This window comes from Streptomyces sp. MZ04 (genome assembly GCF_004684775.1).
GTDB lineage: Bacteria > Actinomycetota > Actinomycetes > Streptomycetales > Streptomycetaceae > Streptomyces.
This window is the reverse complement of sequence record NZ_SRIC01000163.1, coordinates 1-18,726: the sequence shown is the minus strand read 5'-3', so window position 1 is coordinate 18,726 and position 18,726 is coordinate 1. Positions and strand designations below refer to the sequence as shown.

Annotated in this window: 14 protein-coding genes and 1 pseudogene; 13 read left to right on the top strand and 2 right to left on the bottom strand. The window is 67.5% G+C overall.

Annotated elements, in window-relative coordinates:
* The first annotated feature begins 104 nt into the window (after positions 1 to 104).
* The 4 genes from E2651_RS27885 to E2651_RS27870 all read left to right on the top strand — a co-directional run bounded on the left by E2651_RS27885 (position 105) and on the right by E2651_RS27870 (position 6,883).
* Positions 105 to 1,949, top strand: a complete 1,845-nt coding sequence (locus E2651_RS27885) for an IucA/IucC family protein (protein ID WP_245239279.1) — start codon at positions 105 to 107, stop codon at positions 1,947 to 1,949.
* Between the two features lie 36 nt (positions 1,950 to 1,985).
* A complete protein-coding gene (locus E2651_RS27880; protein WP_135333996.1) occupies positions 1,986 to 2,816 on the top strand; it encodes a GNAT family N-acetyltransferase in 831 nt (276 codons plus the stop codon).
* Positions 2,817 to 2,934: 118 nt separating this feature from the next.
* On the top strand, positions 2,935 to 4,839 hold the full coding sequence (locus E2651_RS27875) for an IucA/IucC family siderophore biosynthesis protein (RefSeq protein WP_135333999.1): 1,905 nt from the start codon (positions 2,935 to 2,937) through the stop codon (positions 4,837 to 4,839).
* 40 nt (positions 4,840 to 4,879) lie between these two features.
* Positions 4,880 to 6,883, top strand: a complete 2,004-nt coding sequence (locus tag E2651_RS27870; RefSeq protein WP_135333995.1) for an ATP-dependent DNA helicase — start codon at positions 4,880 to 4,882, stop codon at positions 6,881 to 6,883.
* Between the two features lie 77 nt (positions 6,884 to 6,960).
* Here the strand turns inward: E2651_RS27870 and lexA are convergent, their stop codons facing one another.
* A complete protein-coding gene (gene lexA / locus E2651_RS27865; RefSeq protein ID WP_135333994.1) occupies positions 6,961 to 7,746 on the bottom strand; it encodes a transcriptional repressor LexA in 786 nt (261 codons plus the stop codon).
* A gap of 494 nt (positions 7,747 to 8,240) precedes the next feature.
* Between lexA and nrdR the strand changes: the two genes are divergently transcribed.
* The 7 genes from nrdR (at position 8,241) to E2651_RS45525 (ending at position 16,945) form a co-directional block, all read left to right on the top strand.
* Positions 8,241 to 8,783 (top strand): transcriptional regulator NrdR, encoded by a 543-nt coding sequence (gene nrdR, locus E2651_RS27860; protein WP_135333993.1) that lies wholly within the window; start codon positions 8,241 to 8,243, stop codon positions 8,781 to 8,783.
* Positions 8,784 to 8,918: 135 nt separating this feature from the next.
* Positions 8,919 to 11,816, top strand: coding sequence for a vitamin B12-dependent ribonucleotide reductase (locus tag E2651_RS27855; RefSeq protein WP_135333992.1), 2,898 nt, complete (start codon positions 8,919 to 8,921; stop codon positions 11,814 to 11,816).
* Between the two features lie 208 nt (positions 11,817 to 12,024).
* The gene (locus tag E2651_RS27850; RefSeq protein ID WP_135333991.1) at positions 12,025 to 12,813 is read left to right on the top strand and encodes a DUF1883 domain-containing protein; all 789 of its coding nucleotides are present in this window, start codon (positions 12,025 to 12,027) and stop codon (positions 12,811 to 12,813) included.
* Between the two features lie 172 nt (positions 12,814 to 12,985).
* The gene (locus tag E2651_RS44175) at positions 12,986 to 13,132 is read left to right on the top strand and encodes a hypothetical protein (RefSeq protein ID WP_167828909.1); all 147 of its coding nucleotides are present in this window, start codon (positions 12,986 to 12,988) and stop codon (positions 13,130 to 13,132) included.
* A 104-nt stretch (positions 13,133 to 13,236) separates the two neighbouring features.
* Positions 13,237 to 14,361 carry a tyrosine-type recombinase/integrase gene (locus E2651_RS27845; protein ID WP_135333990.1) on the top strand — a complete coding sequence of 375 codons (1,125 nt, stop codon included), beginning with the start codon at positions 13,237 to 13,239 and terminating at the stop codon, positions 14,359 to 14,361.
* Positions 14,358 to 14,681, top strand: coding sequence for a helix-turn-helix transcriptional regulator (locus E2651_RS27840; protein WP_135333998.1), 324 nt, complete (start codon positions 14,358 to 14,360; stop codon positions 14,679 to 14,681). Before E2651_RS27845 ends, E2651_RS27840 begins: the two co-directional genes overlap by 4 nt.
* A gap of 1,070 nt (positions 14,682 to 15,751) precedes the next feature.
* Positions 15,752 to 16,945: a hypothetical protein gene (locus E2651_RS45525; RefSeq protein WP_245239278.1), complete on the top strand. Its 1,194-nt coding sequence runs from the start codon at positions 15,752 to 15,754 to the stop codon at positions 16,943 to 16,945.
* A 120-nt stretch (positions 16,946 to 17,065) separates the two neighbouring features.
* Here E2651_RS45525 and E2651_RS27830 read toward each other — a convergent pair whose 3' ends face one another.
* On the bottom strand, positions 17,066 to 17,593 hold the full coding sequence (locus tag E2651_RS27830) for a TerD family protein (protein WP_135333988.1): 528 nt from the start codon (positions 17,591 to 17,593) through the stop codon (positions 17,066 to 17,068).
* Positions 17,594 to 17,788: 195 nt separating this feature from the next.
* Between E2651_RS27830 and E2651_RS27825 the strand changes: the two genes are divergently transcribed.
* Together E2651_RS27825 and E2651_RS27820 are read left to right on the top strand one after the other, a co-directional pair.
* Positions 17,789 to 18,610 (top strand): arylamine N-acetyltransferase, encoded by an 822-nt coding sequence (locus E2651_RS27825; RefSeq protein ID WP_135333987.1) that lies wholly within the window; start codon positions 17,789 to 17,791, stop codon positions 18,608 to 18,610.
* Between the two features lie 33 nt (positions 18,611 to 18,643).
* Positions 18,644 to 18,726 (top strand): annotated as a pseudogene (locus E2651_RS27820) (DUF4937 domain-containing protein); the annotation flags it as partial.

The window sequence follows — 18,726 nt, the reverse complement described above, 5'->3', positions numbered from 1 at the left end:
GATGTGTATAAGCGACAGCCCCAGGCGCGTGCGGTACGCAATATTCGCTGGTGGCAGAGCACGGCACGGTCCCCAGGCAGAAGAGAAGCAGGCAGGCCGAGAACCTGCACGGCGCGACCGCCGACCTGCTGGAGCACCCCGATCCGCATACGGCGGCGCAGGTCGCGGCCATCGAGAACCTCTTGCGCTGCTGGGTCCGCGAGAACGACCTCCCCGCTCCTGAGCACGGCGCCCTGCGCATCCCTCTCGAAGCCAGCGGCACGGCACTCCTTGTCCCCGTGCACTACTGGTCGGCGACAGGCTGGCACCGCTTCGGCCTCCCGTACCTGGAAGACGGCCCCCAGAGTGCGCCCCCGGCCGACGCCGTCACCGTCGCCGCCCTCCTCGGCCGCGAGACCAGCCATGCCGAGGACGCCGTCACCGGAGAGGAGGCCCTCCCCGGCACCGGCCCCGGCCCCGACGACGTACGTGATCCCGGCGACGTCAGCGGCACCAGCGGTGGAGACCTCGTCGGCCGTGTCGCCGACTCCGTACGGCGCACCGCCACCTTCATCGCCGAACACCGCAACAACCCCGGTGACGAGCCCGACCGCTTTCTCGCAGCCGAACAGTCCCTGCTCCTCGGCCACCCGCTGCACCCCACTCCGAAGAGCCGCGAGGGACTCTCCGACACCGAATCCCGGCTCTACTCACCCGAGTTGCGCGGCGCCTTCGCGCTGCACTGGCTCGCCGTCCACCCCTCCGTGCTCGCCGCGGACTCGGCCTGGACGGAGCGCGGCCGCACCCTCCCGGCCCAGCAGCTCACCGCCCGCCTCGCGGGCCCGGACCTGCCGCTGCCGGACGGACGGGCCGCCCTGCCCCTGCACCCGTGGCAGATGCGCGAGCTCAGGCACCGCCCCGCGACCGCCGCGCTCCTGGAAGCCGGACTGCTCCAGGACCTCGGACCGCACGGCGCACCGTGGTACCCCACCTCCTCCGTTCGCACCCTCTACCGCTCCGGCGCCGCCGCGATGCTGAAGCTCTCGCTCGGCCTGCGCATCACCAACTCCCGTCGTGAGAACCTCCGCAAGGAACTCCACCGCGGCGTCGAAGTCCACCGGCTTCTGCGCAGCGGCCTCTCCGAGCAGTGGCAGGCGGCCCACCCCGGCTTCGACGTGATCCGCGATCCGGCGTGGCTCGCCGTGACCGACTCCGACGGCACGCCCGTCACCGGACTCGACGTCATGATCCGGCACAACCCCTTCGGCCCCGGCGACGACGCCACCTGCATCGCCGGCCTCGTATCACCCAGGCCGTCGCCGCAGGCCACCGGGCAGGACCGCCCCCCGATGCGCTCCCGGCTCGGCGAGCTCGTCACCCGCCTCGCCGGACGGACGGGCCGCCCCCGAGGAGCGGTCGCCACGGAGTGGTTCCTGCGCTACCTGGAGAACGTCGTACGCCCCGTGCTCTGGCTGGACAGCGAGGCCGGTGTCGCCCTGGAGGCCCACCAGCAGAACACGCTCCTGCTGCTTGACTCGGACGGCTGGCCCGTGGGCGGCCGATACCGCGACAACCAGGGCTACTACTTCCGCGAGTCCCGCCGCACCGAGCTCGACCAGCGGCTCCCCGGCATCGGTGAGCACAGCGACACGTTCGTCTCCGACGAGGTAACGGACGAGCGCTTCGCCTACTACCTCGGCATCAACAACGTCCTCGGCCTCATCGGAGCCCTCGGCGCCCAACGACTCGCCGACGAGGGCCTGTTGCTCGCCGCGTTCCGCCGCTTCCTCGGCGAGGCCGCCTCCGGAAGCGACCCGCTGCGCACCCCGCTGCCCGCCCTGCTCCTCGACTCACCCGTACTGCGCTGCAAGGCCAACCTGCTGACCCGGCTGCGCGGTCTCGACGAGCTCGTGGGCCCCGTCGACACCCAGTCCGTCTACGTCACCATCGCCAACCCCCTGCATTCCTGAGGAACATGCCCCACCCTCTCTGAGAGGAGCGACGCCGTGCCTCCCACTGACGCGAGCACCGACGCGAGCACCGACGCCGGAACGGAATCCGCGACCGACTGCGCCACCGGCTCCGCCGTCGAGTCGGTCACCGCCGACCGGGCCGACGGCCAAGACACCCTGGATCTGCGCCTCCCGGACGAGCTCATCGCGCTGCTCGCCGCGAGTGGTGAGGGCGCCGCGCACGCCGCGCGCATCGGTACCGATGCGCGCACCGCGGACCGCGCCCCGACGCAGCCGGCCGCGTCGCCGGTCGAGGACCTGCTCGACGGCGTCGGTGACTGGGGCCCCGCGACCACCGACGCCGGTGTCTTTCAACTCGTCCCCGTACGCATCGAACGCGATCTCCCTCTCATCAGCCGGTGGATGAACGACCCCGCCGTGGCCGCGTTCTGGGAGCTGGCCGGCTCCGATGCCGTCACGGAGGCCCATCTGCGCCGCCAATTGGACGGCGACGGACGCAGCGTTCCTTGTCTCGGCGTCCTGGAGGGCACGCCGATGAGCTACTGGGAGGTCTACCGCGCGGATCTCGACGCCTTGGCCCGTCACTATCCGGCCCGCCCGCACGACACCGGTGTTCACCTCCTCATCGGCGGTGTCGCCGACCGCGGCCGAGGGCTCGGCACCGTCCTTCTGAGAGCCGTCGCCGATCTTGTGCTCGACCATCGCGCCTCGTGTGCACGCGTCATCGCGGAACCCGACCTGCGCAACACCCCCTCCGTCTCTGCCTTTCTGAGCGCCGGTTTCCGCTTTGCCGCCGAGGTGGATCTCCCCGACAAGCGAGCGGCGCTCATGGTCCGTGACCGGGCCCTGCGCGCAGTGCTCTGACCCGCTCACTCTTAGTACACCGCCCGACCTGATCCGGTTCCCTCCTCGAGGAGGCCCCGTGCCGAATCCGTCCTTCCCCCCGACGTCCCTACCTCCGACGACCGCCCCTCCGCCGTCCATCACCCCGACGTCCCGCGAGCCGTCCGCCCTCTACGACCCGCCCGAACTCACCCAGGACAGGTGGGTGTGGGGCGGCCGCCGCCTGCTCGCCAAAATGATCGGCGAGTTCGCCTATGAGGAGATCATCGAGCCTGTCCCCGTCGGCCCCGGCGACGCGGACAGATACAGCCTCCGCCTGGACGGACCAGCCGCCGAGAGAGAGGGAGAGGAAAGTGGCGAGGCGGGGACCGAGGGCGAGCGCGGGGCCGCGGCCGAGGGCCACGGCCGCCCACCGGCCGCCCACCTCACCTTCCGTGCCCGCCGCGGCTCGTACGGCAGTTGGCACGTCGATCCGGCCAGCCTGACCCTGGCCGAGGGCGACGGACCGCCACGTCCCTTCGGCGACCCCCTCCGCTTCCTCGTCGAGTCCCGCCGGACCCTCGGGATCGACGGCGCGACCCTCGGCCACCTCATCCGCGAGCTGACGGTCACGCTCGCCGCCGACGCCCGGCTCGACCGGACGGCGTTCACCGCGGCCCAGCTCGCCGAACTCGGCTACGCGGAACTCGAAGGGCACCAGACCGGCCACCCCTGGCTCGTCCTCAACAAGGGCCGCATCGGCTTCTCCGCGAGCGACACCGCCCGCTGGGCGCCCGAGGCCCGCCACGCCGGGCCGCTTCCCTGGATCGCGGTCCACACCGATCTCGCCGCGTACCGGGGCGTCGCCGGCCTGGACACAGCTGAGCGCCTCTACGACCGTGAACTCGCTCCGGCCACAAGGGAGTCCTTCGCGAACATACTCAGGGCGCGAGGCCTCAACCCGCAGACGTACCTCTACCTGCCGGTGCATCCGTGGCAGTGGGACGACGTCGTGCTACCGCTCTTCGCCCCTTCGGTCGCCGCGGGCGCGATCGTCCCCCTCCCCACCGACGGCGACGTACGACTGCCCCAGCAGTCCATTCGTACGTTCCTGAACACGTCCCGCCCCGACCGCCACACCGTCAAGCTCCCGCTGTCGGTGCTCAACACCCTGGTGTGGCGGGGCCTGCCCACCGGGCGCACCCTCGCCGCCCCCGCGGTCACCGCGTGGATGCAGGCCTTGCGTGACGCCGACCCCTTCCTGCGGGACGAATGCCGGGTGATCCTGCTCGGTGAGGTCGCGTCCGTGACGGTGGAACACCCTCTGTACGACGGTCTTCCCGAAGTCCCGTACCAGTACAAGGAACTCCTGGGCGTCATCTGGCGCGAACCGATCACCCGGCATCTCGCCCCCGGTGAGCGCGCCCGAACGCTCGCTTCGCTGCTGCACACCGACCCGAACGGCAGAGCCTTCGTCGCGGAGCTGGTCGCCCGCTCGGGGCTGCCCCCCGATGTCTGGCTCCGCCATCTCTTCTCTGCCCTGCTGCCGTCACTCCTGCATTTCCTCTACCGGTACGGCACCGTGTTCTCCCCTCACGGGGAGAACGCCATCGTCGTCTTCGACGACAAGGACGTACCGGTCCGGCTCGCGGTGAAGGACTTCGTCGACGACGTCAACGTCAGCGCCAGGCCCCTGCCGGAGCATGCGTCGATGCCGGACGACGTCCGCGAGGTCCTGCTCACCGAGCCCCCTGGGTTCCTCACCCAGTTCATCCACTCCGGCCTCTTCGTGGGCGTCTTCCGCTACCTCGCCCCGCTGTGCCAGGAACAGCTGGGGATCTCGGAGGCCGCCTTCTGGTCCGCGGTCCGGGCGGAGATCCTGCGCCACCAGGCACGTGCTCCGGAGCTCAAGGAGCGGTACGAGATGTTCGACCTGCTCACCCCACGAATCGAGCGGCTGTGTCTCAACCGGAACCGGCTCCACCTCGACGGGTACCGGGACCGCCCGCAGCGCCCGCACGCCGCCGTGCACGGCACCGTGCCCAACCCTCTGCGCCAGCCGTGATCGTGGTGTTGTCAGTGGGGCCCCGTAGGCTGGACGCGCTATGACGAAGCCCTCCCTCCCCGAGCTCCTGCACGCCGCCGTCACCGCTGTCGGCGGCACGGAGCGGCCTGGCCAGGTCACCATGGCCGAGACCGTCGCCGAGGCGATCGACGACGGTTCCCACCTGCTGGTCCAGGCCGGCACCGGCACGGGCAAGTCCCTCGGCTATCTGGTGCCCGCGCTCGCGCACGGGGAGCGGGTGGTGGTCGCGACGGCCACCCTGGCGCTGCAGCGCCAGCTCGTTGAAAGGGATCTGCCGCGGACGGTGGACGCGCTGCATCCCCTGCTGCGCCGTCGGCCCCAGTTCGCGATGCTGAAGGGCCGTTCCAACTATTTGTGCCTGCACCGCCTCCACGAAGGCGTTCCGCAGGAAGAGGAAGACGGTCTCTTCGACCAGTTCGAGGCCGCGGCCCCCACCAGCAAGCTGGGCCAGGACCTGCTGCGGATGCGCGATTGGGCGGACGAGACCGAGACCGGCGACCGGGACGACCTCACTCCCGGTGTCTCCGACCGGGCCTGGTCCCAGGTCTCCGTCTCCTCCAGGGAGTGCCTCGGAGCGTCGAAGTGTGCCTACGGAGCGGAGTGTTTCGCCGAGGCGGCGCGCGAGCGGGCCAAGCTCTCCGAGGTCGTCGTCACCAACCACGCCCTGCTGGCGATCGACGCCATCGAGGGCGCCCCCGTCCTTCCCCAGCACGAAGTGCTGATCGTGGACGAGGCGCATGAACTCGTCTCGCGCGTCACCGGCGTGGCCACCGGTGAGCTCACTCCCGGCCAGGTCAACCGCGCGGTGCGCCGGTCGGCCAAGCTGGTCAACGAGAAGGCCGCCGACCAGCTCCAGACCGCCTCCGAAGGCTTTGAGCGGCTGATGGAGCTGGCCCTGCCCGGTCGCCTCGAGGAGATCCCGGAGGACCTCGGGTACGCACTGATGGCCCTGCGGGACGCCGCCCGCACGGTCATCTCGGCGCTCGGCACCACCCGGGACAAGTCCGTCCAGGACGAGGACGCCGTACGCAAGCAGGCCCTCGCCGCCGTCGAGTCGATCCACGACGTGGCGGAGCGCATCACGAACGGCTCCGAGTACGACGTCGTCTGGTACGAGCGGCATGAGCGCTTCGGGGCCTCGCTCCGGGTGGCGCCGATGTCCGTCTCGGGCCTCCTGAGGGAGAAGCTCTTCAGCGACCGTTCCGTGGTCCTCACCTCCGCCACCCTCAAGCTCGGCGGCGATTTCAACGGAGTGGGAGCGTCGCTGGGCCTGGCCCCAGAAGGCACGCAGTCCGAGGACGCCCCGGCCTGGAAGGGCCTCGACGTCGGCTCCCCCTTCGACTACCGCAAGCAGGGAATCCTGTACGTCGCCCAGCACCTGGCCCGTCCGGGCCGTGAGGGCACGCGCAGCGACATGATCGACGAACTGGCCGAGCTGATCGAGGCGGCGGGCGGTCGCACCCTCGGCCTGTTCTCCTCCATGCGTGCGGCGCAGAACGCGGCCGAGGAGCTGCGAGGCCGGCTCGACATGCCCATCCTGCTGCAGGGCGAGGAGACGCTGGGCGAGCTGATCAAGAACTTCGCGGCGGACACGAAGACCTGCCTCTTCGGCACGCTGTCGCTGTGGCAGGGCGTCGATGTGCCGGGTGCCAGCTGCCAGCTGGTGGTCATGGACAAGATCCCGTTCCCCCGTCCCGACGACCCGCTGATGAGCGCCCGCCAGAAGGCGGTGGACGACGGCGGCGGCAATGGCTTCATGGCGGTCGCCGCGACACACGCGGCACTGCTCATGGCGCAGGGTGCGGGGCGGCTGGTGCGCGCCTCCGGGGACCGCGGCGTGGTCGCCGTCCTGGACCCCCGCCTGGCCACCGCGCGCTACGGCAGCTATCTGCGGGCCTCGCTGCCCGACTTCTGGTACACGACGGACCGTAATCAGGCCCGCCGCTCGCTCGCCGCGATCGACGCGGCGGCCAAGGCGAAGGCTGACGCCCCTGGCGACTCCGACGAGGACGACGAGGCCTAGTTCGAGCACCGCCCGCAGACGCAGCAGGGCCCCGGGACCGGCGCAGTTGGTCCCGGGGCCCGGTCAGGGGCACAGGCTCACACCCGTCGCAGCACCGCCACCACCTTGCCGAGGATCGTGGCCTCGTCACCGGGGATCGGCTGGTACGCGGAGTTGTGAGGCAGCAGCCACACGTGCCCGTCCTCGCGCTTGAACCGCTTGACCGTCGCCTCGCCGTCGAGCATGGCGGCGACGATGTCCCCGTTCTCGGCGACCGGCTGGCGGCGGACCGTGACCCAGTCGCCGTCACAGATCGCGGCCTCGATCATCGAGTCGCCGACGACCTTCAGGACGAAGAGCTCGCCGTCGCCGACGAGCTGCCGGGGGAGCGGGAAGACGTCCTCGACCGACTCTTCGGCGAGGATCGGGCCGCCTGCCGCGATGCGGCCGACGAGCGGGACGTACGAGGCGGCGGGCTTGCCTGCCGTGTCGGTGGGCTGGCTGCTCGGCTGGTCCGAGCCCCGTACCTCGTACGCGCGCGGACGGTGCGGATCGCGGCGCAGGAAGCCCTTGCGCTCCAGAGCCATCAGCTGATGGGCGACCGAGGAGGTGCTCGAGAGGCCGACCGCCTGCCCGATCTCGCGCATCGACGGCGGGTAGCCACGTCGTTGCACGGAGTCCCTGATGACCTCGATGACACGGCGCTGCCGGTCGGTGAGCCCCGAGCTGTCGGCGCGGATTCCTGGAGGTCGGCCCGGCAGGGAGCGTGTGGGCTTGGGGCCCTCCTGGTTCGTGGCTGCGTCATTCATGGCATGCACCGGCTCGAGTCGGCTCTGTGAGCGGTCCTGGGCAGTGATGGTGGCACTGTCTGCGGTGGTGGTCACGTCGGTCGGCCCCTCTCGAGATGTTCTCCCTAGTTAGCCAACGGTAGTTGCTTTCGAAAGGTTGCGCCAAACACACGTTCGAGTGAAAAATCGCAGATTACCTGCCGCGATCATGTGTCTGGGTGTATGGCTAACGTTCGGGCCGAATGGCATTTCGGTTCATTACGGTACGCTTCACCGCCGGGGTCGTGACTCCCTCAGCGGGGTTCCCATACTGCCACTCGGTGCTCCGTCAATCCGGCACCGGCCCCCTCTTCGTGCGGCGTGTACCGCGCGCCCGACTGCCTGTGAGCGGTCGTGCCTGCGCGACACGCGATGGTGCCGAATTTACGGCCAAACCCCAGATCTAGTGGTTGGATTGCCACCGCAGCCCAGAAGTTGTGGTCCCTGGTCCTTCAGGAGCTCGGGCATCGCCTATGCTTGGGGCTGCTTCGAGGGCCTCATGGGCCCGTTGAGGCCTATAAGTCGTGCCGTGAAGGAGGGTTGGGAGTTCCATGCACTGCCCCTTCTGCAGGCACCCCGACAGCCGCGTAGTCGACAGTCGCACCACGGATGACGGCACGTCGATCCGCAGGCGCCGTCAGTGTCCCGATTGCTCCCGTCGTTTCACGACCGTGGAGACGTGTTCGCTGATGGTGGTCAAGCGCAGCGGCGTGACCGAGCCCTTCAGTCGTACGAAGGTCATCAACGGCGTACGCAAGGCGTGCCAGGGGCGGCCGGTGACCGAGGACGCCCTCGCGCAGCTCGGCCAGCGGGTCGAAGAGGCGGTGCGCGCCACCGGTAGCGCCGAACTGACCACCCATGACGTGGGTCTGGCCATACTGGGTCCGCTGCAGGAGCTGGACCTCGTGGCCTACCTGCGCTTCGCGTCCGTGTACCGGGCGTTCGATTCACTCGAGGACTTCGAGGCTGCCATCGGGGAGCTGAGGGACCAGCGGCTCGACGTTGAGTCGCAGGATGCCGGCGGCGAGCGAGGCGTGAACTGCGGGCCCGGAGGGACTGTCGAAGTCCCCGTGCCCGCCACCGCCGCGGACTGACCGGCCCGCCGGCCGACGCCGGCGAACCAGACCTGTTGCGGGTGACCTTTGCGGAATCCGCAGCACAAGACACGCACCGTGCCACGGGAAGAACGTGGCACTTCAGGGCGTTTTAGCCTGTTACAGGGAGGCGGCATGACCGAGACGACGAGCGGCCCGGCACGAGGTTCCCGAGCCAAGGGATCCAAGGCCAGCAAGGGTCTGCGTATCGAGCGCATCCATACGACGCCCGGCGTGCATCCGTACGACGAGGTGGTCTGGGAGCGCCGAGACGTCGTCATGACCAACTGGCGCGACGGCTCGGTCAACTTCGAGCAGCGTGGCGTCGAGTTCCCCGACTTCTGGTCGGTGAACGCGGTCAACATCGTCACCAGCAAGTACTTCCGCGGGGCCGTTGGCACCCCGCAGCGCGAGACCGGGCTCAAGCAGCTGATCGACCGCATCGTGAAGACGTACCGCAAGGCCGGCGAGGACTACAGCTACTTCGCCTCGCCCGCGGATGCCGAGATCTTCGAGCACGAGCTGGCGTACGCCCTCCTGCACCAGATCTTCAGCTTTAACTCGCCGGTCTGGTTCAACGTCGGTACGCCCCAGCCGCAGCAGGTCTCCGCCTGCTTCATCCTGGCCGTCGACGACTCCATGGAGTCGATTCTCGACTGGTACAAGGAAGAGGGCATGATCTTCAAGGGCGGCTCCGGCGCCGGCCTGAACCTCTCCCGCATCCGTTCCTCCAAGGAACTCCTGTCCTCGGGCGGCAACGCCTCGGGTCCGGTCTCCTTCATGCGCGGTGCCGACGCCTCCGCAGGAACGATCAAGTCGGGCGGCGCCACGCGTCGCGCGGCCAAGATGGTCATCCTCGACGTCGACCACCCCGACATCGAGGGCTTCATCGAGACCAAGGTGAAGGAAGAGGAGAAGATCCGCGCGCTGCGTGACGCGGGCTTCGACATGGACCTGGGCGGCGACGACATCACGTCCGTCCAGTACCAGAACGCCAACAACTCGGTCCGTGTGAACGACACGTTCATGAAGGCGGTCGAGGAGGGCGGCAAGTTCGGCCTGACGTCCCGCATGACGGGCGACGTCATCGAGGAGGTCGACGCCAAGTCGCTCTTCCGCAAGATGGCCGAGGCCGCCTGGGCCTGTGCCGACCCCGGCATCCAGTACGACGACACCATCAACGCCTGGCACACCTGCCCGGAGTCCGGCCGGATCAACGGCTCGAACCCGTGCAGCGAGTACATGCACCTGGACAACACGTCCTGCAACCTCGCCTCGCTGAACCTGATGAAGTTCCTGAAGGACGACGGCAAGGGCACGCAGTCCTTCGACGCCGAGCGCTTCGCCAAGGTCGTCGAGCTGGTCATCACCGCGATGGACATCTCGATCTGCTTCGCGGACTTCCCGACGCAGAAGATCGGCGAGAACACCCGAGCCTTCCGCCAGCTGGGCATCGGCTACGCCAACCTCGGCGCCCTGCTGATGGCCACCGGTCACGCGTACGACTCCGACGGCGGCCGCGCCCTCGCCGGTGCCATCACGTCGCTGATGACGGGTCGGTCGTACAAGCGCTCCGCCGAGCTCGCCGCGGTCGTCGGCCCCTACGACGGCTACGCCAAGAACGCCACGCCGCACAAGCGCGTCATGAAGCAGCATGCCGACGCCAACGCCGTGGCCGTCCGCATGGACGACCTGGACACCCCGATCTGGGCCGCCGCCACGGAGGCCTGGCAGGACGTCGTCCGCCTCGGTGAGAAGAACGGTTTCCGTAACTCCCAGGCCTCGGTCATCGCCCCGACCGGCACCATCGGTCTCGCGATGTCCTGCGACACCACCGGCCTTGAGCCCGACCTCGCCCTGGTCAAGTTCAAGAAGCTCGTCGGCGGCGGCTCGATGCAGATCGTCAACGGCACCGTGCCGCAGGCCCTGCGTCGCCTGGGCTACCAGGAGGAGCAGATCGAGGCGATCGTCGCCCACATCGCCGACCACGGCAATGTGATCGACGCCCCCGGTCTGAAGACCGAGCACTACGAGGTCTTCGACTGCGCGATGGGCGAGCGTTCCATCTCCGCGATGGGTCACGTCCGCATGATGGCGGCCATCCAGCCGTGGATCTCCGGCGCGCTCTCCAAGACGGTCAACCTGCCCGAGACCGCCACGGTCGAGGACGTCGAAGAGGTCTACTTCGAGGCCTGGAAGCTGGGCGTCAAGGCGCTCGCGATCTACCGCGACAACTGCAAGGTCGGCCAGCCGCTCTCCGCCAAGAAGAAGGACGACGAGAAGGCGGAGATCACCGAGAAGACCGAGGACACGATCCGTGCCGCGGTCGAGAAGGTGGTCGAGTACCGCCCCGTCCGCAAGCGCCTTCCCAAGGGCCGTCCGGGGATCACCACCTCCTTCACCGTGGGTGGCGCCGAGGGCTACATGACCGCCAACTCCTACCCGGACGACGGTCTCGGCGAGGTCTTCCTGAAGATGTCCAAGCAGGGCTCGACCCTCGCGGGCATGATGGACGCCTTCTCGATCGCCGTCTCCGTGGGTCTGCAGTACGGCGTTCCGCTGGAGACGTACGTCTCGAAGTTCACGAACATGCGCTTCGAGCCGGCCGGCATGACGGACGACCCGGACGTGCGGATGGCGCAGTCGATCGTCGACTACATCTTCCGCCGCCTGGCGCTCGACTTCCTGCCCTTCGAGACCCGGTCCGCGCTCGGCATCCACTCGGCCGAGGAGCGTCAGCGTCACCTGGAGACCGGTTCGTACGAGCCGTCTCTCGACGAGTCCGAGCTCGACGTCGAGGGCCTGGCCCAGTCCGCGCCGCGGCAGACCGAGTCCCTGAAGGCGGTCGCCACGCCGAAGGCCGAGGCCGAGAAGCCCGCTCCGCAGCAGGCGCACACCAGCGCCGAGCTCGTGGAGATGCAGCTGGGCATCCAGGCGGACGCACCGCTGTGCTTCTCCTGCGGGACGAAGATGCAGCGCGCCGGCTCCTGCTACATCTGCGAGGGCTGCGGCTCGACCAGCGGCTGCAGCTGAAACTGGGCGGAATTGCATCGAGTACAACACTCGGCAAGCTTCACCCTGACAAGTAATCCCTGCTGAGAGGGGCGTCAGCCTCGTGCTGACGCCCCTCTCGCGTAGCGGCTGGTCTGGGGATACACCCGCCGCTCTAGCGCCCGCAACAATGTTGCATCCAGCGCAACCGCCTATAGGTCCCCCGTGAAGGTGATACAGAGGAAAAGTCATGGACTATGTAGTCCACGATCTCGGTCGGCAGTCCAAGGGCGCGACCGCGGTCATCAACCTGTCCGGAAGTGCAGCCAATGTGCGTCTGATGGACTCCAGCAACTATCAGAAGTACAAGGGCGGGCGAAACCACCGGTATGTAGGTGGGCTGGCAAGACGCTCTCCAGTACGTCTTGCGATTCCGAGCAGCGGCCACTGGTACGTGACCGTTGATCTGATGGGCCTCAAGGGCAAGGTGAGGTCCTCGGCCTCCGTCGAACCGCCCCCGCTGCCCGTGCTCCGCCCGACCAACGCTGGTTCCCTGGCGGATATTAGGCATGAGCCGCCGCCTTACTCCGCAGGCCGAGGCGAGCCCGTACGAGATGTCTTCATCTCACATGCCAGTGAAGACAAAGAGGCCGTGGCCCGACCGCTCGCGCGGTATTTGCAAGAAGCCGGCATCTCTGTGTGGCTCGACGTTCTCGAACTGAGGATCGGCGACAGCCTCCGCCGCAAGATCGACCACGGGTTGGCTAACAGTCAGTTCGGCATCGTAATTCTCTCGCGCCCCTTCTTCGAGAAGGGGTGGCCCCAGTACGAACTTGACGGCTTGGTGACGAGGTACGTGACGGGGCAACAGAACCTGCTGCCCATCTGGCACAACATCACCAAAGACGAGGTCATGGCGCAAAGCCCGTCCTTGGCCGACAAGTTGGCGAGAAGCACCGCTCAGTACACCGTCGAGGAGATCGCCAGCGAAATCGCAGGCGTGATTCGAGAGAGTGATGGCCAACGTGATGCTGGGTGACTCGAACCTTTGAGACTTCCGGCGGAAAAGCCGCCGGATTGGTGATCGTCTGACCCTTCAGACGGGTCAGACGATCACCGCAGCCAGAACGAGACGTCCTGTACCGCATCCAGGCATGCATGACATCACGTTCTGAGCTGCAACGCAAAGTGGTACGAAAGGAAACGTGATCATGCCCAAGAATCCGCGACAGACAGGTAAGAAGGCGGCTTCGGCCGCAGCTAAGGTCCTGGCCAACCCGAAGTCGACCAAGGCGGAGAAGTCTGCGGCGGCAAGCGCGCTGTCGCAGACCCCGTCGAGCAAGAGCAAGAAGAAGTAACCCCGACCGCCCCAGGCCAGGCGCCTCGCCTGGGGCGGTCGCCTCATGACTGCTGGTCAGGCACTCGAGAGTAACCAATTCAACGATGTTGCGTTGAATGCAACGTGAGTCGAGCGGTGGATCTGCCTGGTGCTGCGCACCTAGTTCTCGCTGACGGGGTCGTTCATCTCGACCCCGAACCGGCCGTCTTTGAGGCCATGTTGGAGGGGTGGGCTCGCCAGCAGCGCACTCGCTTCCTGAATGAGGAGGCGACGATCAAACCGCGGGTGTCGCTAGTCCGGCGCTTCGCGGAGTTCTCCAACCAGTACCCGTGGCAGTGGGCGCCAGCGGAGGTGGAGGCATTCTTCGATCACCTCAGGACACGGAACCCGCAGCTCGCTGTGTCGACGGCACGGAACTATCAGAATGCCCTGCGGCTCTTCTGCGAGTACGCCACTGACGCGCGCTATGGCTGGCCGCGCACCTGCGCAGACCGCTTCGGGCAGGTGCCCGTACAAATCTTGCACGAGTGGAACACCATCGTGCACACCAGCGAGTACGAGGGCCGATCTGGTCGTCGACCGCTGACATACGACGAGGTGCAGGCACTGTTCGACGCAGCGGATGCCCGGGTGGAGGAGATCCGCCGCCGGGGACGCAAGGGTGCGCTGGCCGCGCTGCGCGACGCCATGCTCCTCAAGACCGTCTACGCCTATGGGCTGCGTCGTCGGGAGGCGTGTGGCCTGGATCTTGCTGATCTACGCAGAAATCCGAAGGCACCGGACTACGGGCGCTTTGGCGCACTATTCGTTCGGCATGGCAAGGCTTCCAAGGGAGGGCCGCCCAAGCGTCGCACGGTGCTCACCGTCCCGGAGATGGACTGGGTCGTGGACGTGCTGAACCAGTACATCGACGAAGTCCGTCCGGCTTTCGAGCCCGCCAAGCACCCCGCGCTCTGGGTCACCGAGCGGCGGGGGCGGATATCTCCCCGCCGCCTTGACGAGGCCTTCGACACCGCTCGACGATCAGCGGGTTTGCCCGACGAACTCGACTTGCACTCCTTGCGGCACAGCTATGTGACGCACTTGATCGAGTTTGACTACCCCGAACGCTTCGTCCAGGACCAGGTCGGTCACGCCTACGCAAGCACCACGGCGATCTACACCGGTGTCTCCGACGACTACCGCAACCGGCTCCTGCAACGCGTACTGAAGGAGCGTCATGCCGACCTATGGGAGGGCTCACCGTGATCCGGAAGATGGGGATCACCTGGCAGCTGCGGCTGCGAATGGCAGAGAAGAGCATGTTCCAGACCTCGGACCTGGTGCCCTTGCTGGCTGAACGCGGCGTCCACCTGTCGCGCGAGCAGGTCTTCCGTCTGGTGACTCAGCCGCCACAAAGGTTGTCGATGGACACCCTCGCAGCACTCTGCGACATTCTCGACTGCAGCCCTAACGACTTGATCGACATCAAAGTCGTGAACGCCGAGGTCCGCAAAACGGGTGGGGGCGACACCGCTGCCGTCCCGCATGTCCGACGCAGTACCATCCGCCGACCCGACCTGACATGAAAGAGACGAAGGCGGAGGCGGCACGCGCCATCGTGCTCGCACTCCTGGCAGAGGTGGTCGGCGAGCTGACGCCAGAGGAGGCGATCCAGGCCACCGATGCGGCACGGATTCGAGGCCGCTCCTGGAACCTGCTTGAAGAGCACTTCCGACAGCACCCCGACGCCCTGCAGCAGCCGGGAGCCGAGTTCCCCATTGCCTTGGTGCGGCTTGCTCACACACTGATCGACAAGGGGCACGCTGACATCGTGCCGCCGGCCTGCTCCGACTGCGGCAAAGTCACAGTCCACCTGGATCACCGGATGGCGGCGGGCCGCGTTTGCTCCAGCTGCTCGGGAAAACAGCGACGGGAGGCCTGTGGCCGTTGTCGGCGGGTGGCTCGAATCTACGCCCGCCGACCGGAGGGCGCGCTCTGCGGCTCCTGTTACGGCAAGGACGTAGCTGAGGAATGCGGCGGGTGTGGTCGAGTACGGCGCCCCGCAGCCCGTCTGGCAGATGGCACCGCGCGCTGCCAGAGCTGCACCACTCGGCCGGACCGGCTCTGCAGCAGTTGTGGAAAGCAGGCCCCTGCCCAGGCGTTCACTGACGCGGGACCGGTCTGTCGCCGGTGCTACCTACAGTCTGAGAGAGCCTGCGGACAATGCGGCCGTATCAGCCGCATCCTTCAGCGGGCCAGGGGCGAGCAACCCGATCTATGTGCGCATTGCTACCGGCCGCAGGCAGCAGTCTGCGCGACCTGCGGTCGCCTCCGCCCGTGCGATCGGATTGCATCTGGAATGCCAATCTGCCACGGATGCCGACCTCGGCTCAGCCGACCGTGCTCTCGCTGTTCGAGGTCACGGCCGATCCACGCGGAATGGCCAATGGGACCGGTCTGCCGGACATGCTACGAATACGTTCGCTGCCACCCGGCCTCCTGCTCTGCTTGCGGTAAACGGCGTCCGCTTGTCGGGTTCAACCTTGCGGGCGAGGCGCTTTGCGGTCCCTGCGTGGGAGTCGATCTGACCTACACGTGCCGGAAGTGCGGCCGGAGTGGAGACCTTTACCAGGCAGGATGCTGTTCTCGTTGTGTTTTGACCGAGCGACTCACCGCTCTCCTCAGCGCCGACGACGGCACTATTCATCCCGATCTTGAGCTGGTGAGGCAGGCGCTCTGCGCGGCCGAACGACCGCGCAGTCTATTCAGTTGGCTCGACCGCAGCAAAGCCCCTCGCTTGCTCGTGGAGTTGGCCGCAACCGGCGAGCCCATCACCCATGAGCGCCTGGACGCATTCCCGATCACGCATGCGACGCACTATGTCCGCGAACTCCTGGTCACCGCCGGCGTCCTGCCTCTCCGTGACGAGTACCTCGAGCGGCAGCCAGTCTGGGTCGAACAACTGCTGGCTACCGCCCCTGAGCACCACCGGAAGATCGCGGCCCCGTTTGCTCATTGGTTCCTCTTACGTCGCCTCAGACAAGCTCATCATCGGCGCGGAGGGAAACGGGTCCAGGGCGGCACGGAGAGTATCCTCCGCTCGCGCCTTCGACGCGCGCTGGAACTGCTCGCCTGGCTCGACCAACAAGGCATAGCCCTGACCGAGTTCAGGCAGCCTGACCTCGATCGATGGCTGGACGAGGGAACTAGCACCCGGAAGAACGTCCGGGCCTTCATCGTCTGGGCCCGTAAGCACGACCTCATTGGTGACCTCAGGGTCCCGCTGCCCGCCAGAGCCCATCCCGTCACCTTCATCGAAGACGTCGAGCGGGTGGGTCAGTTGCGCCGATGCATCGATGATGAACAACTCCCTCTCTGGGTGCGGGTCGCTGGCGCACTCATGCTGCTGTTCGGACTCCAGGGCTCAAGGGTTCTGCAGCTCACCAAGGACGACATCATCGACGACGAGGTGTCGCTTCAGATTGATCTCAGCGGCCGGCGACTACACCTGCCGCCAAGACTTGCGCACCTCGTTCGGTGCCTGCGAGATCAGTCCGCAACTCGCTGGCGGTTGAACCAGCTTGCTGACACACGGCCCTGGCTCATGCCCGGGCAAAGCCCAGCGCGCCCCTTGCGCGCGGAATACCTCAGCCTGAAGTTCCGGGAGTACGGCCTCAGCGGGCTTGCCGGTCGCAACACCGCACGTCTGGCTCTCGCTGCGAACTTGCCGGCATCCGTCCTCGCAGATCTCACTGGCACCAGCATCGACAACGCAGTCCGGTGGACAAATTTCGCCAAGCGCGACTGGACCGACTTCGTTGCTGCCCGCAAGCGGGATGCGGAGAGTTGATCAACGAGGACCCCGAATACCGCACGTCCAGAACAAGTGGTCTGCGCCAGTATCCGCTGAGCTAGCCCGGTGAGGGGGCAGGCGGGGCCTACGGGCTCCGCCTGCCCCCTCACCGCGTTCTCAGGACTCGCCGCCCATCAGCGTGGCGAACGACGTCGGGTCGGCGTCGTACCCCCGGATGATCTCGCGGAACGACCAGGCGCCCGACTCGTCCCTGGTGAACTCGGCGATCGTCGAAGCCGTGCACCCGGAGACGCTGGTGAGGTCGCTCTGCGCGAGGTCCGTGTACCCCTCGCGGATGCGCACCGCGGTGTTCGTGATGTCGCCGAACACCTTCTGGTCCTCGTCCTGCTGTATGGCCACGCCCACCACCACGCGCGCGTACGTGGGAGCCAGCCGGTCGAGCTCCAGGGTCATCACCTCGTCGAAACCGAAGCCCTGGCCCGTCCTGCTGTCCCTGTTGAGCGTGATCGTCCCGTCGGGGGAGCGGCTGTCGAAGTGCACCAGGTACACGGGACGGCCGTACGGGGCGTCCGCGGAGTAGGTCGCGGCGATGATGTCCAGATCGTGCGGTGGCGCGCCGATGGGGCTCGGATCCCACTTGAGCCCTACCTCGACCTTCTGGATCCCCTTGCTGACACTGCTCACCAGACTTCCCCCTCCTCGTAGTCCTGGCTGATGCTGATGCACGAGGCATGTCCAACAGACACGCTACGACCTAACACTGACATCGCCGAAGTTCCCTGGTCGCCGCGGTGGTTGGCCGTTCGATCGCGGCACGTCCGACGTACTGCGCCGGCAATCCGGTTGGTGTGCGCGCCGGTCGCGTAGATCATTGCCTCTATGACATGGAACGGGGAAGAACTCGATATCGAGGCCTACCTGACCAGAATCGGCCACGAAGGCGAGGTGAAGCCCGACCTCGAAACACTGCGTGCGCTTCATCGGGCGCATGTGGCGGCGATTCCCTTCGAGAACCTGGAGATGATGCTCGGCCGGCCCGTCCCGCTGGACCTCGCGGCGCTGCAGGACAAGCTGGTGCGGCAGCGCAGGGGCGGCTACTGCTACGAGCAGAACCTGCTGTTCGCGGCGGCTCTGGAGCGGATCGGCTTCGCGGTCGGCGGACTCGGCGCCCGGGTCCGGGCGGGCGCCTCCTCCCGGCGCGCCGTCACGCACATGCTCCTGAAGGTCGAGGCGGATGGTCAGGACTGGCACTGTGACGTCGGGTTCGGTGCCGAAGGACTCCTGGAACCCATCCCCATGACGGTCGGCGTGGAAGTGTGCCAAGGGGAGTGGCGGTACGGGATCGCCCAAGAGGCGGGCGGGGCGCGGGTGTTGCGGACCGGGCACGCGGACGGCTGGTTCGACCTCTACGAATACACGCTGGAAGAGCGCATTCTCGCCGACTACGTAGTGATGAACCACTACACGTCGACCCACTCCAGGTCGTCGTTCATCCGGCGCCCGGTGCTCCAGAAGGCCGCTCCGGACGTGCGTCGCACGCTGGTGGGCGATCGCCTCACCGTGACGCGACCCGGCGGCAGGCCGGACGAACGGGACGTGTCCGTCGACGAGTTGAGCGACGTACTCGTTCGCGAGTTCGGGATTGAACTGTCCGACGACGATTCCGCCGAGCTGATCCGGGTGCACTACGCCGGAGCGTGACCCGGGCCATCCTCCGCGCCGTACGATGGCGCGGTGCTGGTCAAGTGGATTCGCTGCACCGTGGTGGACCGACGGGGGTTCGAGCGGGGACAGCGAAAGTGGGCGGGGCTTCTGGG

Excerpts from the sequence above, each read along its gene's own strand:
- E2651_RS27825 (WP_135333987.1), top strand. The coding sequence starts at position 17,789 with ATGACATGGAACGGGGAAGAACTCGATATCGAGGCCTACCTGACCAGA.
- E2651_RS44175 (WP_167828909.1), top strand. The coding sequence starts at position 12,986 with ATGCCCAAGAATCCGCGACAGACAGGTAAGAAGGCGGCTTCGGCCGCA.
- E2651_RS27870 (WP_135333995.1), top strand. The coding sequence starts at position 4,880 with ATGACGAAGCCCTCCCTCCCCGAGCTCCTGCACGCCGCCGTCACCGCT.
- nrdR (WP_135333993.1), top strand. The coding sequence starts at position 8,241 with ATGCACTGCCCCTTCTGCAGGCACCCCGACAGCCGCGTAGTCGACAGT.
- E2651_RS27855 (WP_135333992.1), top strand. The coding sequence starts at position 8,919 with ATGACCGAGACGACGAGCGGCCCGGCACGAGGTTCCCGAGCCAAGGGA.
- E2651_RS27850 (WP_135333991.1), top strand. The coding sequence starts at position 12,025 with ATGGACTATGTAGTCCACGATCTCGGTCGGCAGTCCAAGGGCGCGACC.